Source organism: Sphingopyxis sp. GW821-FHT10B01, from assembly GCF_059415685.1.
In genome coordinates, this window is sequence record NZ_JBWKNS010000004.1 from 539,480 (window position 1) to 556,723 (window position 17,244).

Below are 17,244 nucleotides of genomic sequence, written 5' to 3' on the forward strand. Positions count from 1 at the left end.
TATCGTTTCGGACCTATCTCATGCCGAGCCAGATCAAGGCGGCAACCCCGACAATGATTCGATACCAGGCGAAGGGCGTGAAGCCGTAGCGGGTGACGACCGCGAGGAAGGCCTTGATGACCGCCCATGCGACGATGAAGGAAACAAACGCGCCCACGGCAATCAGGCTGAGATCGTTGCTGGTGATCGCGTCGCGATGCTTGAACAGCTGGAGCACGGTCGCGCCGGTCAGCGTCGGGAGCGCGAGGAAAAAGCTGAACTCGGCCGCTGTCTTGCGGTCGACCCCCAGCGACATCGCGCCAAGGATCGTCGCGCCCGAGCGGCTGACGCCCGGAATCATCGCGATACACTGGACGAGGCCGATCAGCATCGACTGGCGCGCCGACAGGTTGGCGACCCCGCCGCTTTCCTTCGGCTTGGCGAAGCGTTCGACGAGCAGGATCGCAAAACCACCGACAATCAGCGCCCAGGCGACGACGACGGCATTTTCCAGCAGCACCTCGATATAGTCGCCGAGCGCGAGGCCCAGGATGACCGCCGGAAAGAAAGCGAGGAGCAGGTTACGGACAAAGGCGATCGCGACCGGATCACGCCGGAAGAAGCCGGTGAACATGTCCCAGAACAGTTTCCGGTACAGGACGACGATCGCAAGGATTGCGCCGGGCTGGATCGCGATGTTGAAAATCGCCCAGCGCGCCGCGTCATAGCCGAGAAGCTCGGTCGCGAGGATGAGGTGACCCGTCGAGGAGACGGGCAGGAATTCGGTCAGGCCCTCGACAATGCCGAGGATGATCGCGGTCAGCCAGATGCCCATTATCGCGAAGCAAGCTCGGCGAAACGACCGTGGCGGCGATACTGGACGAGCCATTCGTCGGCCACCGAGGCGAGCGAGGTCGGCGTGATGCCAAGCTCGGCCAGCCCGGCGGCGCCATCGGCAACGACATTGTCATGGCTCAGCATCAGCCACTGGTCCTTGGTGATCGGTGCGCCGGGCGCCCAGCCGAAGCCGGACGCGAGCGCCGAGGCGACCAGGTCGGGAACATCGACGAACAGCGGTTTGCGGCCGGTGGCGTCGGCGATCCAGCGGAGCAATTCGCCCATTGTCAGAACCTGTGGCCCGCCGATTTCGAAAAGCTTGCCCGCGGCGGAGCTGTCCAGCGCCGCGACGACGGCATCGGCGGCATCGCCGACATAGGCGGGCTGGAACTTCGCATTCGGCGCGATGACCGGGACGACCGGCGACATGCGGATCAGCGTGGCAAAGCGGTTGATGAACCGGTCCTCGCGCCCGAAGAGGATCGAGGGGCGCAGGATGGCGGCATCGGCAAAGGCCGCGCGCACGGCGGCTTCGCCGTCACCCTTGCTGCGGCCGTAGGCCGGCTGGCTATTGCGGTCGGCGCCGATCGCCGAGACATGGACGAGGGTGGGGACACCGGCTGCCTTGGCGGCGGCGGCGGCATGGCCCGCGCCATCGGCCTGCACCGCCTGCATATCGTCAAATGCGCCGGCGAGGTTGATCACGGCATCGCTGCCCTGCACCGCGCGCGCGACGCTGGCGGGGCTGCGGACGTCGGCCGCGACGAACTGCGTCTGGCCCAGCCCGCCGAGCGGCTTCAGGAAGGTTGCGGCGCGCGGGGTCCGCTGCGCGATGCGGACGCGGGCGCCGCGTGCGAGCAGGCGCTGCACGACATAGCGGCCGAGAAAGCCGCCGCCGCCCAGCACCGTGATCAATTGCCCGTCGAGTTTCTGCATCGCGTCCGCCTGTTCCGTGATTCTTTTTACCGGCGCAGGGCGCGCCGCACGGCTTCCCCATGCCGCGAAGCGGAGAAGGGGGCAAGGGGCGAAGGCGGCTTTCCGGCGCAAAACCCGCGGCTTTGCGATAAAATGCATCTTGGTTCGCGCGCCGCAGTTGACAAGCCGATGGACGCCCCGCTAAGCGCCCGCTCCTACCCCGTGCCCAGATGGCGGAATTGGTAGACGCACCAGCTTCAGGTGCTGGCGATCGCAAGGTCGTGGAGGTTCGAGTCCTCTTCTGGGCACCATTTGTTCTCCCGAGGGTGTCCGAGGACGTCCGAAAAACGGGAGATTTCAGCCATTTTTTGTGCTATAGCCGTCCGGTCAAATCCGGGCGGATACGGCACCAATCGGGAACAAAGTGGGTATATCCGAGGGTGTGATTCCGTCCTTTAGCGAGGACAGTATCTCCCATGGGCACCCTTTTTGCCACGACCGTCGCCAACGCCAAACCTCGAGATCGAGACTATAAGCTGTCCGATGGCCGTGGTCTCTATCTCCTTGTTCGCCCGAATGGCTCGAAGCTTTGGCGCTTCAATTATCGCTATCTCGAAAAGCACCGGACGCTTGCTTTCGGGGCTTGGCCGGACGTCGGCTTGGCCGAGGCTCGATCGCGCAGGGATGAAGCGCGTCAATTGATTGCCGCCGGTCTCGATCCGTCGCACGAGCGGAAGGTCCTGATGGCCAAGGCTCGCGTCGCGGAGAACGACACCTTCAAGACCGTGGCGAAGGAATGGATTGAGAAGAACGAGCGGGAAGGCATGGCCGAAATCACGCTCAGCAAAATCCGCTGGCTGCTCGACAAGGCGTATCCGAAGATCGGCGCACGTCCGATCGCCAAGATCACCCCTCACGAGGTGCTCCTCGTTCTCAGGTCGGTCGAGGCGACCGGCCGCTACGAGAGCGCGCGCCGGATGCGCAGCGTCCTCGGACGGGTGTTCCGCTATGCCGTCGCCACGACGCGCGCCGAGCGGGACCCGACGAGCGATCTGCGCGGCGCGCTCACGGTGCCCAAGCCCAAGCATCTCGCTGCGATTACCACCGCGAACCGCGCCGGCGAGCTGATGCGCGCGATCGAAGGCTATTCCGGCCACGCGATTACCCTGTTCGGACTTCGGCTGTCGGCGCACTTGTTCGTTCGTCCCGGCGAGCTGCGCCAGGCCGAATGGAGCGAGTTCGATTTCGACCGATCCATCTGGAACATCCCCGCGGAGAAGATGAAAATGCGGCGCGCGCACCGGGTGCCGCTCTCGACCCAGGCGGTAGGGATGTTCGAAGAGCTCTGGGAGTTGACCGGCGCGGGGCGTTATTGCTTCCCCTCGTTCCGCACGGACCGCCGGCCGATGTCGGAGAACACGGTGAACGCGGCCCTTCGCGCTCTCGGGTTCGGGCAGGATGAAATGACTGCCCATGGTTTCAGGGCCATGGCGGCAACGCTGCTCAACGAAACCGGGCGCTTTCATCCCGATGCGATCGAGCGCCAGCTTGCGCATATGGACACCAATGGCGTGCGGCGTGCTTACACGCGCGGTGAATATTGGGACGAGCGGGTCACGATGATGCAATTCTGGTCCGACGAACTCGATCGGTTGCGCAGCGGCGCGAAGCTGATCAAACCGGACTTTGGCGGACGGCGCGCTGCCGCGGGCTGAGCATCGTCAGTCGAGGCGCTTCGCATCATAGACATGATCGCGTCCGGAAACCCCGAGGGGCGATGGCGTGAGGGATGGATCGACCGCAGAGGACAGAAAAAGCCCCATCTTTCGACGGAGCTTTTTCTGTCCTCTGCGGTCGAAGCCCCATCAACTCTCACGAGGGTCGCATCCGAGAGTTTTGTAGAGATAGACTGAGCTTGTCTCTGAGAGAGTTGAACGAAAACAGTCATGCGCGAAAGACGGAAGTCCCGCTCAGATAGGGGGCTCGTGATCCGCTTCGGTTTCACATCAGGCTTGGGTGAGCCGGAGTGATCTGATCCCGGGTCGCCTTATTCCGATGCGATTCAGGTTGCGCGGACGCTTGTCACCACGGGACCGCGTTTGATCGCGCAAGTATAGATACGCTTGCCGATCCGCCAACCGGAGGGCGTACGGACAAGCTCGTCCTCATATTGTCCCCACATCGAATAATGTTCGTCCGGATAGTCACCCCGTCCCACATGCTCGGCATAATAATGAACCTTTGCCGATGCGGTGTCGCCGTGAATCGCGATCCGGAAATTTCCGACATTGTGATGCGTCGACCCGCAATTCGAGCCGTTTCCGAGATTGGCGTGCATCGACGCGACCAAGCTGGCGCGGTCGGGACTTATCACACCTGGCCCCAATGCCTGCGTGTAGTCGCCCGTCACATCTTTCGTAAACACCTCGTGAAGATCATCGAAGCTCTTGGTGTCGACGATCTCGCAATAGCGGATGTAGATTTGTTCGATCGCCCGCTGGTCGAGCAGCCTTTGCAGCGCCGTCATGTCCCTTTCGTCGGGCACCATCGTTCTCCTATGTCCAATCAGCACCTTGTTCGTGCATATCGCGAACGCATAAGCAACGTATTTTGCGATAAATTGATCTATTTGCGTAAAAGTGGGGAGGCTATGATGCCGAATGCGGCGCTCCCCAGCCAGCCCACCTATCAGGTGCTGCGCTGAAGCTCGTGCCGAAGGATCGCGGCATGGCCTGCGCGGATGGCTGACGAGATGCGACCTGTGATGCCGCCGACCTCGATCTTGTCGTAAGCAATGCCGGCGGCTCGCCCGAGGCCGATACGGCAACCGCTTCGCCGCGCTTCTCGGAGCGGGTTCTCGCGCTCAATCCGTTGGCCCCGCTCCACGTCGCAAATCTCTGGCAACCTATCGAAAGGCTCAAGGCTCCCTCCGGCGGAAGCTCGCCACTCCACACATATAGGATTGAGGAAAGGGATTGAGCGGACGATGCGCCGAGCGGCTGCTCATGATGACTTGCAAACCCAAAGTGGATCGGCAGAAAACGGCCCAAGGCGTCGATCATTCGGCGCCGGGGTAGTCCGCTATTCGCGGGTCACTGCTGCCTCCCCATTCGTCGCGATAAAATGGCGGAGCTCTTCGGCACCGACCGCGATGTAAAGCGCTCGCTCGTCGGGCGACAGCATGGCGCCCGCAGCAAGTTCCGAGCAAATCTGGTCGAGCCGAAGCAGGATCAGGCGAGCCCGCACGCGTTCGGCATCCCCGGACAAGGCGGCTCGAAAGCCGTCGACGCCCGCGCCGCCCAAGGTGCCGATCAGTCGGTCGCCGTCGTCGCGCAGCCGCTGCCTGAAGCTGGGTTCGAAGGTCGCAAGCTGGATCACGAGCGAGGTGACATAGCCATGTTCGACATAGATATGGGCGAGGCGGCGGAGCCAGTCCTCGAGCCCGGTCTGATCGGGGTGCGTCATACGGGTCAGTTCGTCGTACAGATCCTGCCAATCGCTCTCGATCGAATCGTAAATCGCAAGCGCCAGCGACAGTTTCGAATCGAAATGGGTGTAGAAGGTGGCCCGGCTGACCCCCGCCGCGGCAATCAGGTCGTCGATTGTCGCGAACACATAGGGGGTGGCCGTAAAGACCGTCGCCGCGCCCGCGAGGATCGCCGCGCGCGTCTGTTCCTTTCGCTGCTGCTGGAAACCGTTACGCCCGCCCGCCCGCAGGCCACGGGGACGCGGTGACGAAGAGGATGGTCGGGCGCTGCTCATGTTCGTTCCCTAACCTGTCAGGCGGCGGGGTCGATCAATATCTTGCAATCGGCCGACGGTGTGCGAAGCGCTTCGAAGGCGGCGGGCAGGTCGTCGAAACCGATGGTGCGCGTGTGCAGCGGTTCGGGGTCGGCGCGGCCCGCGGCGATCGCACCGATGACCGCCTCGAAGTCGCGTTCGGTATAGCATTGGCTGAACCGTAGCGAGACCTCCTTGGCGAGCCCGGCGATCGGCTTGATCGCATCCTCCTGGAAACAGGCGCCGGCGACGACGATGCGGCCGTGGATGCCGGCCAGGTCGATGCACTGCTGGATCAGCCCGCGCACGCCGACGCATTCGAAGACGACCGGCGGCGGGCGATCGGCGATCGCTGCGAAGGCGTCCGCGACTGGCCCGGCGCCAGGGTCGATCGTCGCGGTGGCGCCAACCGCGGTGGCGAGCGCGCGCCGGTCGGCGAAGCGTTCGCTGACGACGACGTTGCGCGCGCCCGCGAGCCGCGCGAACAGCGCGACCGCGACGCCGATCGGCCCGGCGCCGATGATGAGCACATCGTCAGCAGCACGAAGGTCGGCCATCGCCACCGCATGGTGCGCGACGGCCAGCGGTTCGACCATCGCCCCCTCATCGAAGCCGACCCCAGCGGGCAGGCGTTGCAGCATGGTCGCGCGCGCGACGACAAATTGGGCGTAGGCACCCTGCGCGAGCGGCGAGGTGCCGGTGAAGACGCCGGTGCGGCAGAGGCCGGGCAGCCCCTCGTCGCACGCGTCGCACTGCGAACAGGCATGGAGCGGCAGCGCGGTCACCCGGTCGCCGACCGCCCAGCCGCGCACATCGGTCCCGCATTCGACGATCGTCCCGGCAAATTCATGGCCGAAGATCATGCCCGCGGGCGCGAAGCCATATTCGGCCATGTGCAGGTCGGACCCGCAGATACCCGCTCGCGCGACCGCGATCACGACCTCGTCCGCCTTCGGGCGCGGGTCGGCGACCTGCTCGATCGTCAGCGGCTGGCCTGTGCCCTGAAACAGTGCTGCGCGCATCGGTCAGCCCGCCGCGCCGTAGGCGGCATAGACTTCGCCGATCGACGGGTTGCGGCGCAGCGTCTGGCCGCCGCTGACATGGATGGTCTGGCCGGTAACGAAGGCGGATTCTTCGCTCGCCAGCCATAGTGCCGCGTCGGCGACGTCGGCACAGCGGGTGGATCGTCCAAGCGGCACCTCGCGCCGATAGAGCGCGGCGACGCTGTCCAGCATCAGCCCGCCGCCCGACATCGGCGCGTCGGCGATCCCGCCCGGCGCAATCGAATTGGCGCGGATGCCCTGATGGCCGAACTCGTGCGCGATGCAGCGGATGACATGGTCGATCCCCGCCTTGGTGCCCATATAGGCGGCGTGATCGTCGAACATGATCGTCGCGGTCACCGACGAAATCTGGATGACCGACCCGCCCTGCGGCATTGCGGCGACGAGCGCCTGAAAGAAACGGAACGGCCCCGTGAACTGGACTGCGTTCATCGTGTCGAGATCCTCGCGCGTCATGGCGAGGAAAGGCTTGAGCAGCCCCCAGCCGGTCGCGTTGACGCCGATGTCGAGTCCGCCATGGCGCGCCGCGACGGCCGTGACCAGCCGTTCGGGATCGCCTTCGACGGTGATGTCGCAAAGCTGGCGGTCGGCGCCGATCGCCTCGGCGACCTCGGCGAGCGCGTCGGCGCGGCGGCCCGCGACGGTGACGCGCGCGCCCTCCTCGATATAGCGCCGCGCGATCGCCTCGCCGACATTGCCGGGGGCGACCCCCATCACCAACGCCGATTTTCCGGCTAGCCGTCCGTCGATCATGTCATTGCTCCCCTAGGTGAATCGTTGTCACCGGGTCGCTGCCGTCCCAGCGCTGCGCCGCGGTGATGCCGGCGGCGACCATCTCGCGCATTCCGGCGCCTTCGATGAATTCATAGAGGACGTCGGCGTCGCCTTCGGCCTCCAGATAGGCGACGCGGGTCGAGGGGGTCGACGCCTCGAACACCACCGACAATCCGCGCGCGGCCGCGCTTGCCACCGCCGCGTCGAGGTCGTCGACGATCCACGCCATATGATGCATCCCGCAAAGCGGGGCGCCGTTGGCGCCGCGGTAAGGGGAGGGGGCGTCGTCGACCGGCTGGATCAGCTCGATCTGGACATCGCCCTGATAGGCGAGTGCGACGTGCATCCTGACCTGCGTCGGCTGTCCCCGGAAACGTCCGTCGAGCGTCACGCCGCGAAAGACGGTCCAGGGACCGATGCCGAGCGTGCGCACCCGGGCGGCGATCGACGGATCGAGGTCGGCCACTACAAAACCGATCTGATCGATTGCCCCCAACATTGCATCTGCCACCCGGTTCCCCTTTCTTCTGTTCCGACCTCATGGGATTGCTTGCTGGATTATAGTGAACTATTAGTATGGTCAATTGGTTCGGTGAGTGAGCCCGAATGCTGGTGCGGTTCGATTCCGTCAGACACAGTTGACCAGATGTTCGGATGAAAACGGTCCATGTTTTCGCTGATCGGAGAAAGGGCGACCGAAAATTCGCGGCGACATGAGGAGCTGTGTTGCATACAGATGGAACGGTCGAGACTCAGTCCTTGAACCGCCGGATGCGCTCCCCGATACGTTGTTCCGCGCGCCGCATGCGCCGCAGCGTTGCGGGATGATGGGGGCGGGCTATCAGGGGTGGGGATTGTCCGGATTTGCGCTGTCGGTGCTCGCGGTGGCGCGCCGTCGGCAGCCCCCGCCATCGATGCCTTTGTCGACCGCAAGTCGATCCAATTTGGCCTGACCGAGGCGGACTTGGCGCTGGCTGGCTTTGGTCTATGATTTCCATTGATGAGGAGCGGCAGGCTGGGCACAACAACATTGCGACGCGGTAAGCGGCGAGAAGGGGAGGCCATGATGAGCGCGATGTTTGACAACAGGGATCAAGAAGATGGCTTCCCGGCCGACTGGATCGCTACAGTTCCAACCACCCGTCGCCAATTGCTAGCGGGACTGTCGGCATCACTCATGGGGGCCGCTTGTCCCGGCATTGCGCACGCGGCGCCCCCCAAGCCTTTGCGCCGCTATCGCATGCTGCTCAACTCGGGTTACAGCGGGGTAAACAGCTGGTTCGTTATCGCCCAAGACAAGGGGTATCTGCGCGAGGAGGGGATAGAAATCGACTTTACTTCGGGGCGCGGAGCCTACACTGCCGCGCCGCGTATGACGGCCGAAGGCTTCGACCTGGGCTATGGCGACATCAATGCGTTGATCGAAGTCGCGGCGAACAGCACAACGCCCGCCAGGGTTCCGGTCGGCGTCTATATGATGTTCAACCAGTCCCCCTCTGTCATTGGCGTTGCGGCTGATGGACCGATCCGCTCACTGCAGGATCTGGCCGGAAAACGGATCGCGGCGCATCCGACCGATGTCGCCCTCGGCACCTTTCCGCCTTACGCCCGTGCTACCGGTTTCGACCCCGCTGCGATCACCGTCGTTCCATCCGATGCCAGCATGACCGAACTCGTCACCGACATGCTTGCGGGAAAGAGCGACGGCGTCTTCGGTTATTTCACGACGCAAACCGCCGCGGCGCTGACCGCAGGTCTCGATCCCGAAAACCGCCTCCGCTTCTTGCGCTATGATGCGGTGTTGCCCGATTTCTACGGCAGCGCGATAATGGCGTCGGCGGATATGGTGGCGACGCACGCCGGCGATGTGAAGCGGATCGTGCGAGCGTTCAATCGCGGCGTGGTCGATGCCGCTCGCGATCCGGAAGCCGCCGTGGCGGCGGTGATGCGCCGCGATTCGGGTTTGCGCCGCGAAGTGGAGTTATCACGCCTCACCGAAACGCTGCGCCACGAAATGAACCATGCAGAACGCGCCGCGCTGGGTATTGGCGATGCCAGCGACGCACGCCTGTCGCGTGCGATCGCCGCGATGGTCGAAACCAAATCCCTCCCGCGAACCCCGACAACAGGCAGCATCTTCACCCGCGCATTCCTGCCGCCGAAGAGCGCGCGGTTAAGTTGAGGGAGCCGGCGAACGACGGCTAGGGCTCAATTGCCTTGCCTGGGAACGCGACTGAGGTTCGCAGAGGCATTCTTTCGAAGCGGAGACTTTTCCAGACGGATAAGCACTCACGTTTCCCAGAAGGGCTACCCCCAGCCGACGAGATGCGCGATATCGGTTCGCTCGGCGGGCTTCCGCCCGGCACGCGCGAGATGATGTGCGACGATTTCGGCATTTTCGGCAAGGGGCAATACAATTTCCATTACCCGGTCATATTCGGTGTGCGCGATCTGCCAATTGTCGCCCACGCGCAGATATCGGTCGCGGTAAATGGCGCTGCCCAACATTTGCGTGCCTGCCTCGATATCGATGAAGATATCCTCAAGATACCAGATGCCCTCGGCGCTACTGTCGCTTGTCAGGCGAATTTCGGGCATATGGCCATGATGCATGGCAAGAGCTCCCGAATGAAAGGCGTTGGCGAGAAATTCGAGCATATTCTCCCGTCCGTCCAAGCGGACGCGATAGCTGCCGCCGCGATAGTCGACGCTGACATCCTCGGTGAATAGACCGGCGAGCAAAGCCCCGTCGGCCGTGTCGATACCACGAAAATAGCGATGCTTGAGTATTCGGATATCCTCGATGTCGGAAAGCTCCTGGAGTGTGTAGGTCATGAATGCTCCTCTCGTCTGCGGCTGCGTGCAGGGCTTCGGCGCGCGCCTTGAGTGCTAGCTGTCGTCGAAAGCCCGTGTCCCCAGGGGGCAGTAAAGTGCATGGCGTGAATGCTGTTGGGGCCCCCGGAAAGACGTCGGTTGAATGATTGGCACCGGCATTTTTATCCAGCGGCTCGATGATTTGTTCGCGCCGCGCCGGATGGGGCCAGGCTTCGTCATGCGGCAGATCCCATGACAGCAGCCGTTCGACTTCGAACGTGCAGACATATTCGCAATCGGGAAAGACCGTATTGAGCTTGATCGTCATATTGACCAGTGGCCTATCGCGAGCGTCGATCTCGACGCGTTCCGAGCGGGCGATGGCATCGGGGTCGACAGTGTAGCGATTCATCGATGTTGGGCATGCTATGTCCTTTTCGATATATCGAACTGGCTGGTCGGGATGCAGTCGATCCGGTCGAAATCGATGAAGCGCGCGCAGCTTTCCATCATCAGCCGCTGATTATCCGCCAGCCGCGCGCTGTCTCCCACCGCGTCGAAATAGACCGCTTCATCGGTGAGTGCGGCGGCGGGGAAGCATTCCTCGACCATCGCGACATAGGCGGGCGCACCATAGCTCAGCGGCCGCACGATCAGATTCTGGACATATTCGAAGTTGGCTTGCGTATCGACCGCGACCGCCGAATGCTGGCGCTGCCAGGCGTCGCGCCAGCCATCCCAGTTCAGCCGTGGCGGCAGGCCCAGAAACACGATCTGCGAAAAGCCTTCTGTACGCGCGCCGGGGGTGGATGGATGCAGCGTGTTGGCGATGATGGTGGATTCGCTCGCAAGCCAGGCGGCATGGCGCGGCGCCGCGTCGGTCACAATGGCATCGACCGCCGCGCGCTCGGGCTCGTTCGCGCTCGGCAGCCAGAGCTGGATGACGGCGTCCATCTGCGGGCGGGTCGAGGTCATGCGCGGCGAATTGCCGGCCGCGACGCTGTCGTCCTGAACATTGATACGCACCGCATGCGCGGTGTCGCTGAGCCGCGAGGCGATGTCGCCAAGCAGCCGTGCGTTGAAGCGTGCGCTTTCCTCAGCGCTGTCTTTCCACAAAGCGTAAATGATCTTTTCCATAATGCTTCCCTCAGGCTGCGAAGTCGAAAGTGGTAACGGGATTGTTGCTTTCCCCCGTCGCGTGCGGCGGCTGCGACGGCGCCAAGCGCGATGCGATATCAATGGCCTCGAGATTAGGTGGCCGTAACCTTTTTGCTCCTCATCCGGCCGCGTCTGACGGGCGAGTACGCATCGACCCTATCGCCCGGGCCCCCGCCCGCGCATCGCTCAACCGGACTAGATATGGCGACGCGATGCGACGTTGGTCCGGCGCTTCGGCCGACGCGCCCGCCGAGAACGGAAACACCGCGATGGAACAGGCGGACCAGATCGGCCTGACCGCTGTAATGGGTCTTGCCGAGGATCGACTTTCTGCAGCTGCGCACAGCATGTGATCGATATCGGTCGTCGGCACGGGACTGGGACGTTTCCCAGAGCCGCTTCCTGTGACCAGCTTGTCCGGTGTCCGGCCGGAGATTGCTCGTAGAAGCCGCATATTCTCCTTCCCCAGACCCTTCATCCGTCGCGGCTGATCGGTCCTCCAGACCGCCATTTTTCGCCAGCGATAGTAGGTGTGCTCGCTGACCGCGGGGCGCATCAGTCGGGGAGTAGCTGCCCGCGCCAGACCTCCCAGCTCTCCTTGCGGCTCGGAAATTTGGGATGGGTTGCTCTTAGTGCGATCACTGAATGGCTCCCGGTCCCCGCCATGAAGCATTCAACAAACCCGATCTGCTCAGCATAAGTCCGTTTCTGATCTGCTGCGACGGATTTGATCCCATCATGCCACGCGCCCGCTTGGCGAAGTACGTCGATAACCGAGTTTATGCGGGCTGGATCGGTTCCGGATGGAAAACACAGATAAAGGCTGCTGTTCGCCTCGGACGGATCAAAATAAACGTCGCTCGATTGGAGAATCTCGTGGAGCAATTTACGGTCTCGGGTCATCCGTATCTCCTGATATTGTTCAAAATTGATCAAAATGGCGCTGATGTGGAAGCTAAGCTATCTGCCGCAGACCATATGTATGCGCACGGGTGACTTGATTGCGATGGAAACGCTAGGCGCACTTTCCCAAAGGAAAATGACATCGAAGGCCGAGGTTCGCCGAGGTATTGTTTCGAAGCGGTGACGTTGCAGACGGACAAGCACTCCATTCCGCAGAAGGGCTAAATCATAGGGCCTCCGCCAGCAGTTTTGCGGAAGCGAGCGCACATCGCGTCCGTTACCGGGCGCCGTTGCCCGCCAAAGCCTCTGTCACAATTTGCCTTGGACAGTGCGGGTTTCCTGCCAATCGAGCAACAGCGTCCGTCGGCTGAAGCGCCACACGCCATCCTCGCGCCGCCACTGATCCTGATAGCGCAACGCCCAACAGAGCAGACGTTCCCCGCTGTCGTCGCGGGAGAGATGATCGGCGGTACTAGAGGTTTCGCCTTCGGCGCTATCACCGTGCACCTCGACGAGTTGGTTGTGGACGCGGTGCTGCGTCGCGGCATAGCTGGCCGCGAGGAAATCGAGGCTGGCGAGCACCTCATCTCGGCCGACGAGGGTGAAACCCGGCCCCTCGATAACGCAATCATCGGTCAGGATTGACGACCAGAGCGCTTTGTCGCGCCGGTCGGCACCGATGGCGTATAGTTCGGCGGTCCGGCGTAGCGCGACTACGTCCGCGGGGGTAACTTCACCCATGGCTGGGCTCCTTCGTGCGATATTGCGCGACGGTCTCGTCGATCGCACGTCCGATGTCGCCCCTGCTATAGCCGAGCAAGGCAGCCTCGCCGGCGTCGGGCTCATAGTAGATCGTGCTGCCGCGCCCCGCGAGCAGCGCGCCATCGGGGAGCATTGGATGCTCCTGATCGATGATTTCGGGCGCTGGCTTGCCGACCGCGCGGAAAAAATGCCCGAAATAGTCTTGGTAGCTCAGATTCTCGTCGCCAACGAGATAGGCGGTGCCCGACACCCCGTTGTCCAAGGCGCCCGCAACGGCTTCGGACAATGATCGGGTCGAGATGAAGTTGACGCCGCCCGGCGGCGCAAAGGCCGGCATAGGAGCGAACTGCCCCTCAGCATAGCGCGTATAGGCCTCGAACATTGGAACGACGAGCCCGGGAACCGCGCCGACCACAAAGGGCGCGTTGACGCTCATCACGCGAAAATCGGGCGAAGCCAGTAAGCGGACGCCTTCGTCGGCAGCCTGGCGCGAACGGGCATAGGCGCTGACGTCGAGTACGCGCGGGCAGGCCTGCGGATAGAAGCTGCCGATATTGACGGCATGGCGGATGCCAGCGTCGCGCGCGGCGGCGAAGAAGCGCGGCACGCCCTCGACATTGGCGCGTTCCCAATGCGCATCCTCGCCTTCGCCCGAAGGGACATGGCGGATGTCGTTGCCGGCTGCAAAAACGAGAGCGTCAAATTTGCCCATGTCGGCCGGCGTGAAATCGTTGGCGACATAATCGCCCCGAAGGAAGGGCAAATCGGCGAGGGCGGACCCCGGCGTGGCAGGGTTGCGCGCGGCGATCGTCACATCATGCCCCCGCGATTGCAACAACAAGGCGGCATGGCCTCCGATCAACCCGGTGCCGCCGACTACGATTATCTTCATTCTATCTCTCCTGGGATGCCCGATGGCTTGTGTGGGGCTCTCATGTCCTTCTCAGCGGCTGTCCATCCACTCGAAGGTGCCCGGCGAAGCCGTTCGCCGGGCCGACGCGGAAGCCTCTATTCTGCCGCCACCGCGGCCTGGGCCCTGAAATGCGGGATCACGTGGGTCCCGATGTTGCGGATGGTTTCGAGGATCACGTCGTGCGGCACCGCGCCCATCTGGAAGAGAAAGAGGATCTCGTCGGCGCCGGCGTCGAACAGGCGCTGGACGTAGCGGATGCAGTCCTCTGTCGTGCCATAGGCGTCCTGCACCTCTTCATACGCGCCGGTATGCTCGGTCCCGATGCTGATCTTTTCTTCGGAGAGATAGGCGACGACCGCCGCCTTTTCCTGCTGGAGGATCGCCGCCTGCTCGTCGCCCGACAGATCCTCGACCGTCGGCTTGGGACCGCCCTGATACCAGTAGCCGATCGACTCGACGAAGAAGCGTTGACCGCGCAGGCCGATGCGCCGCGCCTTTTCGCGGTCATCGAGCACCAGCGCCGGACAGAGCGCGGCGAGATGTTCGGTCGGGCGGAAGCCGACCTGGTCCTCGGCCTTGCGATTGGCCCACGCCGCGCGATAAATCGCATTCTTCGCCGCGATGTCGTCGGGGCCTGCGAAGCCGAGCACCAGCGCGCCGATGCCGCGCGCGCCGGCGGTCGTCAGCGCATCGGCGCGCGTGCACGCCATATAGAGCGGCGGGTGCGGATCCTGATACGGCTTGGGATGGATCGGGCGGCGCGGGATCTGAATATACTCGCCGTCATGCTCGATCTCGTCCTCGACCATGATCTTGGGGATCAGATACATCGATTCATCGATCATCGGCTGAAGTTCGCCCAGGTCGTAGCCGAAGGTTCCCGCCTCCTGCTGCGTCCCGCCCTTGCCCATGCCGAAATGGACGCGGCCCCTGGAGAGAATATCGAGCGTCGCGATGCGCTCGGCGACCTTGACCGGATGGTTCATCGCGGGCGGGAGGCAGACGACGCCATGCCCGATGCCGAGACGCGTCGTCTTGCCGGCGAGGAAGGCGAGGAAGGTCTCGGGCGCCGACATATGCGCATATTGGGTGAGCGCGGTGTGCTCGACCGCCCAGACAGTATCGAACCCCATCTCCTCGGCGAGCAGCGATTGTTCGATGATCTCCTGAAAGCAGCGCGCTTCATTTTCGCGCGAAGTGTCCACCATCTGCGCTTCGTAAATGATCGAAAATTTCATGGTCATGCGATCCTCATCAGCCGTATAATGCTGCGCAGCATAAGTTAGGGATGTCGCCGCGGACTTCGTCTGTTTGGATCAATTGGCGGCGGTTTTTTCCCGATGGCGATCGCGCGACTTTGGTCAGCGCGACAACACTCCTGGCGAGGCTCCAGCTTCCGGCATTGCTGCCAAGCTAAGGGTCAAATCACATTCAGAATTCGGCAGCGCTCTACGGATTGGTCGATGCAGAAAGGGGAGCGTCCACGTCACTATTATTGTGACGGCACGGGCGGCGGAACGCATTAAACCGGAGCATTGCCGAGTTTTGATGTCTCCGCGCTCAAGAGGTGAATGAGTTGCGACTGGCGATGCGCCCCTGTCTTGTTGAACACAGAACGCAAATGGGATCGGGCTGTGTTATGTGCGATGCCCAGCCGCTCCGCGGCTTCGATCAACGAAGTGCCGCCCGCCAGTTCGACGCAAAGAGATGCCTCCATTCGGGTAAGTTGAAAGAGATCACGGATCGTGCTCGCATCCAGTCGCTCTTCCTGGTCCGGGTCATGGATAAACAAGGCAAGCGCTGCGCTTCCCCGTCCGCGCATGAAGGCCGGTGCCGTAACCGGCTTCGCTACCACGGCAAGGTCCCGTCGTCCCGACGCGCGCTCGACCCTGAAACGATGTGGCGCGAGGGTCATCGGATCACCGGCCTCGTTGAGCAATCGAAGAATCGACTCAAGTGCCCGGCGCGCGGTCGCATTGACCAACCTCAATCGCCCGTGCGACACGATCAGTCCGTCAGATTCGGCCAACAGTCGCTCGCCGACGGCATTGGCTCGGATCACCTTTCCATCATGATCGAGGATGATCGAAGCCACCCCTATTTGTTCCACAGCCGCATGATAGATGCGCCCTTCGGCCTGCGAGGCATGCAGTCTTTCAAACAGTTGGAGGGCATGTCGAAGATGCGGGACCAGCGCCTGGAGTCTTTCGCGCTCGCGTTTGCTGAAATCGGAACGGCTGCTGTCCCGCGTCGCGCGCAATCTCGCCTCAAATCGGCTTTCGAAGCGCAGGTCGACACCCAGGATTTGATCCCCACCGGCCGTCTCAAGGAAATCGCGCCAAAAGCCGCTATCACGCGCTGCGCGCTGAACAAATTCGGTGAATGCCGTGACCTTACCCTCCGGAAGCCCGGTGAACGGATCACTTGTGTAGAAACTTTTGGCATATTCCGTCGTTTTGTGCGGATCCGCGCCCGGCGCCAATAATAGGCTCGGTCGTTTCTTGCCGGGCAGGTTGAGACTGAGGGTCACGAATGTTGCGTCCAGGGCTGCTCCCAGTTCGTGCAAGAATGCTTCCCACGGCCGTTCTGTGAGCAGGCCTCCGAACAATGTTGATAGCAATTCCGAAACCTGTTCGCCGTCCAGCCGCATTGTACATCCTGCCGTTTGCGTAGCGCCGGAGACATTATCCGACAATTTCGACATTTCCCTTGCCACTTGAGCACGTATTGCATAGTTTATTGGAAAAAATAATACGCATATTGCCTCAAGGGAGAGGGATGATGAAGAAACTCGTAGCGGCAAGCCTGACCGTAGTCGCCTTGGCATCGGCCGCCGCCATGTTTGCGCCGATGTCATTCGGTGCCGGCCCCGAATTGCCGCCAATCTCTGGCAACCAAGCCAAAGCCGAAGAAGCGGCCGAAAATGCGGAAATGGCAGGCATGGCAAATGGAGGATGGCATCGTCCGCCAGCGGATGCATCGATCAATAAATTCGTGGTCGCACTTGCCTCGGTACGCTGATCGGTCGTTTCCGCCGGATCGGGGCGCGCGTCACGGGTCATGCCGATCGATCTAGTGGCCTGAGGCGCGATGCCCTGCATTGCTGGATTTTGGGAACCGCCCAGCTTCATCTATTGCGGCAACGATCGCTGCCGATGTCTGGACGCCAGACCGGGATGGTCGTCAGGATTTCGCAGGCCTGCGACTGGCTGGCGATGATACGGAACCGGCGTCCGTTTCCCGGCCGCTTGCGTCGCTTCCATATCCGCTTATGATAAAGCAATGCGCTGCCTGCGGCGGCGTATGAGGCAAGACTGCCGTGCAAACGGGAAATTGGGCCGGAGC

18 protein-coding genes and 1 tRNA gene are annotated in these 17,244 nt (G+C 62.6%); 6 read left to right on the top strand and 13 right to left on the bottom strand.

The annotated features are described in order from the left end of the window. Positions 1-13 precede the first annotated feature (13 nt). Entirely contained in the window at positions 14-814 is an 801-nt protein-coding gene (locus AC07NV_RS15290) for an undecaprenyl-diphosphate phosphatase (RefSeq protein ID WP_495167219.1), read from the bottom strand. Further along, positions 814-1,752, bottom strand: a complete 939-nt coding sequence (locus AC07NV_RS15295) for a complex I NDUFA9 subunit family protein (RefSeq protein WP_495167220.1) — start codon at positions 1,750-1,752, stop codon at positions 814-816. The genes AC07NV_RS15290 and AC07NV_RS15295 overlap by 1 nt, the downstream gene beginning before the upstream one ends. A gap of 203 nt (positions 1,753-1,955) precedes the next feature. Here AC07NV_RS15295 and AC07NV_RS15300 point away from each other — a divergent pair. Together AC07NV_RS15300 and AC07NV_RS15305 are read left to right on the top strand one after the other, a co-directional pair. Then, positions 1,956-2,042: transfer RNA gene (locus AC07NV_RS15300), tRNA-Leu, on the top strand. Positions 2,043-2,207: 165 nt separating this feature from the next. Continuing rightward, entirely contained in the window at positions 2,208-3,446 is a 1,239-nt protein-coding gene (locus tag AC07NV_RS15305; protein ID WP_495167221.1) for a tyrosine-type recombinase/integrase, read from the top strand. Between the two features lie 347 nt (positions 3,447-3,793). Here AC07NV_RS15305 and AC07NV_RS15310 read toward each other — a convergent pair whose 3' ends face one another. The 5 genes from AC07NV_RS15310 to AC07NV_RS15330 form a co-directional block, all read right to left on the bottom strand. Further along, positions 3,794-4,279, bottom strand: a complete 486-nt coding sequence (locus tag AC07NV_RS15310; protein ID WP_495167222.1) for a nuclear transport factor 2 family protein — start codon at positions 4,277-4,279, stop codon at positions 3,794-3,796. 533 nt (positions 4,280-4,812) lie between these two features. Continuing rightward, positions 4,813-5,493 carry a TetR/AcrR family transcriptional regulator gene (locus tag AC07NV_RS15315; protein ID WP_495167223.1) on the bottom strand — a complete coding sequence of 227 codons (681 nt, stop codon included), beginning with the start codon at positions 5,491-5,493 and terminating at the stop codon, positions 4,813-4,815. Between the two features lie 17 nt (positions 5,494-5,510). After that, a complete protein-coding gene (locus tag AC07NV_RS15320) occupies positions 5,511-6,533 on the bottom strand; it encodes an alcohol dehydrogenase catalytic domain-containing protein (protein ID WP_495167224.1) in 1,023 nt (340 codons plus the stop codon). Positions 6,534-6,536: 3 nt separating this feature from the next. After that, on the bottom strand, positions 6,537-7,328 hold the full coding sequence (locus tag AC07NV_RS15325; protein ID WP_495167225.1) for an SDR family NAD(P)-dependent oxidoreductase: 792 nt from the start codon (positions 7,326-7,328) through the stop codon (positions 6,537-6,539). Position 7,329: 1 nt separating this feature from the next. Further along, positions 7,330-7,860 carry a VOC family protein gene (locus AC07NV_RS15330; protein WP_495167226.1) on the bottom strand — a complete coding sequence of 177 codons (531 nt, stop codon included), beginning with the start codon at positions 7,858-7,860 and terminating at the stop codon, positions 7,330-7,332. Between the two features lie 714 nt (positions 7,861-8,574). On the opposite strand from AC07NV_RS15330, the gene AC07NV_RS15335 reads away from it, so the two are divergent. Continuing rightward, a complete protein-coding gene (locus AC07NV_RS15335; RefSeq protein ID WP_495167227.1) occupies positions 8,575-9,531 on the top strand; it encodes an ABC transporter substrate-binding protein in 957 nt (318 codons plus the stop codon). A gap of 125 nt (positions 9,532-9,656) precedes the next feature. Here the strand turns inward: AC07NV_RS15335 and AC07NV_RS15340 are convergent, their stop codons facing one another. Both AC07NV_RS15340 and AC07NV_RS15345 read right to left on the bottom strand, forming a co-directional pair. Continuing rightward, positions 9,657-10,184, bottom strand: coding sequence for a nuclear transport factor 2 family protein (locus tag AC07NV_RS15340; RefSeq protein ID WP_495167228.1), 528 nt, complete (start codon positions 10,182-10,184; stop codon positions 9,657-9,659). A gap of 405 nt (positions 10,185-10,589) precedes the next feature. Then, a complete protein-coding gene (locus AC07NV_RS15345; RefSeq protein WP_495167229.1) occupies positions 10,590-11,300 on the bottom strand; it encodes an EthD domain-containing protein in 711 nt (236 codons plus the stop codon). Positions 11,301-11,533: 233 nt separating this feature from the next. On the opposite strand from AC07NV_RS15345, the gene AC07NV_RS15350 reads away from it, so the two are divergent. Beyond that, positions 11,534-11,674, top strand: a complete 141-nt coding sequence (locus AC07NV_RS15350; RefSeq protein ID WP_495167230.1) for a hypothetical protein — start codon at positions 11,534-11,536, stop codon at positions 11,672-11,674. A 292-nt stretch (positions 11,675-11,966) separates the two neighbouring features. Continuing rightward, positions 11,967-12,317: a hypothetical protein gene (locus AC07NV_RS15355; protein WP_495167231.1), complete on the top strand. Its 351-nt coding sequence runs from the start codon at positions 11,967-11,969 to the stop codon at positions 12,315-12,317. Positions 12,318-12,533: 216 nt separating this feature from the next. Here AC07NV_RS15355 and AC07NV_RS15360 read toward each other — a convergent pair whose 3' ends face one another. The 4 genes from AC07NV_RS15360 to AC07NV_RS15375 all read right to left on the bottom strand — a co-directional run bounded on the left by AC07NV_RS15360 (position 12,534) and on the right by AC07NV_RS15375 (position 16,549). Next, the gene (locus AC07NV_RS15360; protein ID WP_495167232.1) at positions 12,534-12,965 is read right to left on the bottom strand and encodes a nuclear transport factor 2 family protein; all 432 of its coding nucleotides are present in this window, start codon (positions 12,963-12,965) and stop codon (positions 12,534-12,536) included. Beyond that, on the bottom strand, positions 12,958-13,878 hold the full coding sequence (locus AC07NV_RS15365; RefSeq protein ID WP_495167233.1) for an NAD-dependent epimerase/dehydratase family protein: 921 nt from the start codon (positions 13,876-13,878) through the stop codon (positions 12,958-12,960). Before AC07NV_RS15365 ends, AC07NV_RS15360 begins: the two co-directional genes overlap by 8 nt. 116 nt (positions 13,879-13,994) lie before the next feature. Then, positions 13,995-15,137 (bottom strand): LLM class flavin-dependent oxidoreductase, encoded by a 1,143-nt coding sequence (locus AC07NV_RS15370; RefSeq protein ID WP_495167284.1) that lies wholly within the window; start codon positions 15,135-15,137, stop codon positions 13,995-13,997. A 284-nt stretch (positions 15,138-15,421) separates the two neighbouring features. Beyond that, positions 15,422-16,549, bottom strand: a complete 1,128-nt coding sequence (locus AC07NV_RS15375) for a helix-turn-helix transcriptional regulator (RefSeq protein WP_495167234.1) — start codon at positions 16,547-16,549, stop codon at positions 15,422-15,424. Between the two features lie 128 nt (positions 16,550-16,677). On the opposite strand from AC07NV_RS15375, the gene AC07NV_RS15380 reads away from it, so the two are divergent. After that, entirely contained in the window at positions 16,678-16,920 is a 243-nt protein-coding gene (locus tag AC07NV_RS15380) for a hypothetical protein (protein ID WP_495167235.1), read from the top strand. The last annotated feature ends 324 nt before the right edge of the window (positions 16,921-17,244 follow it).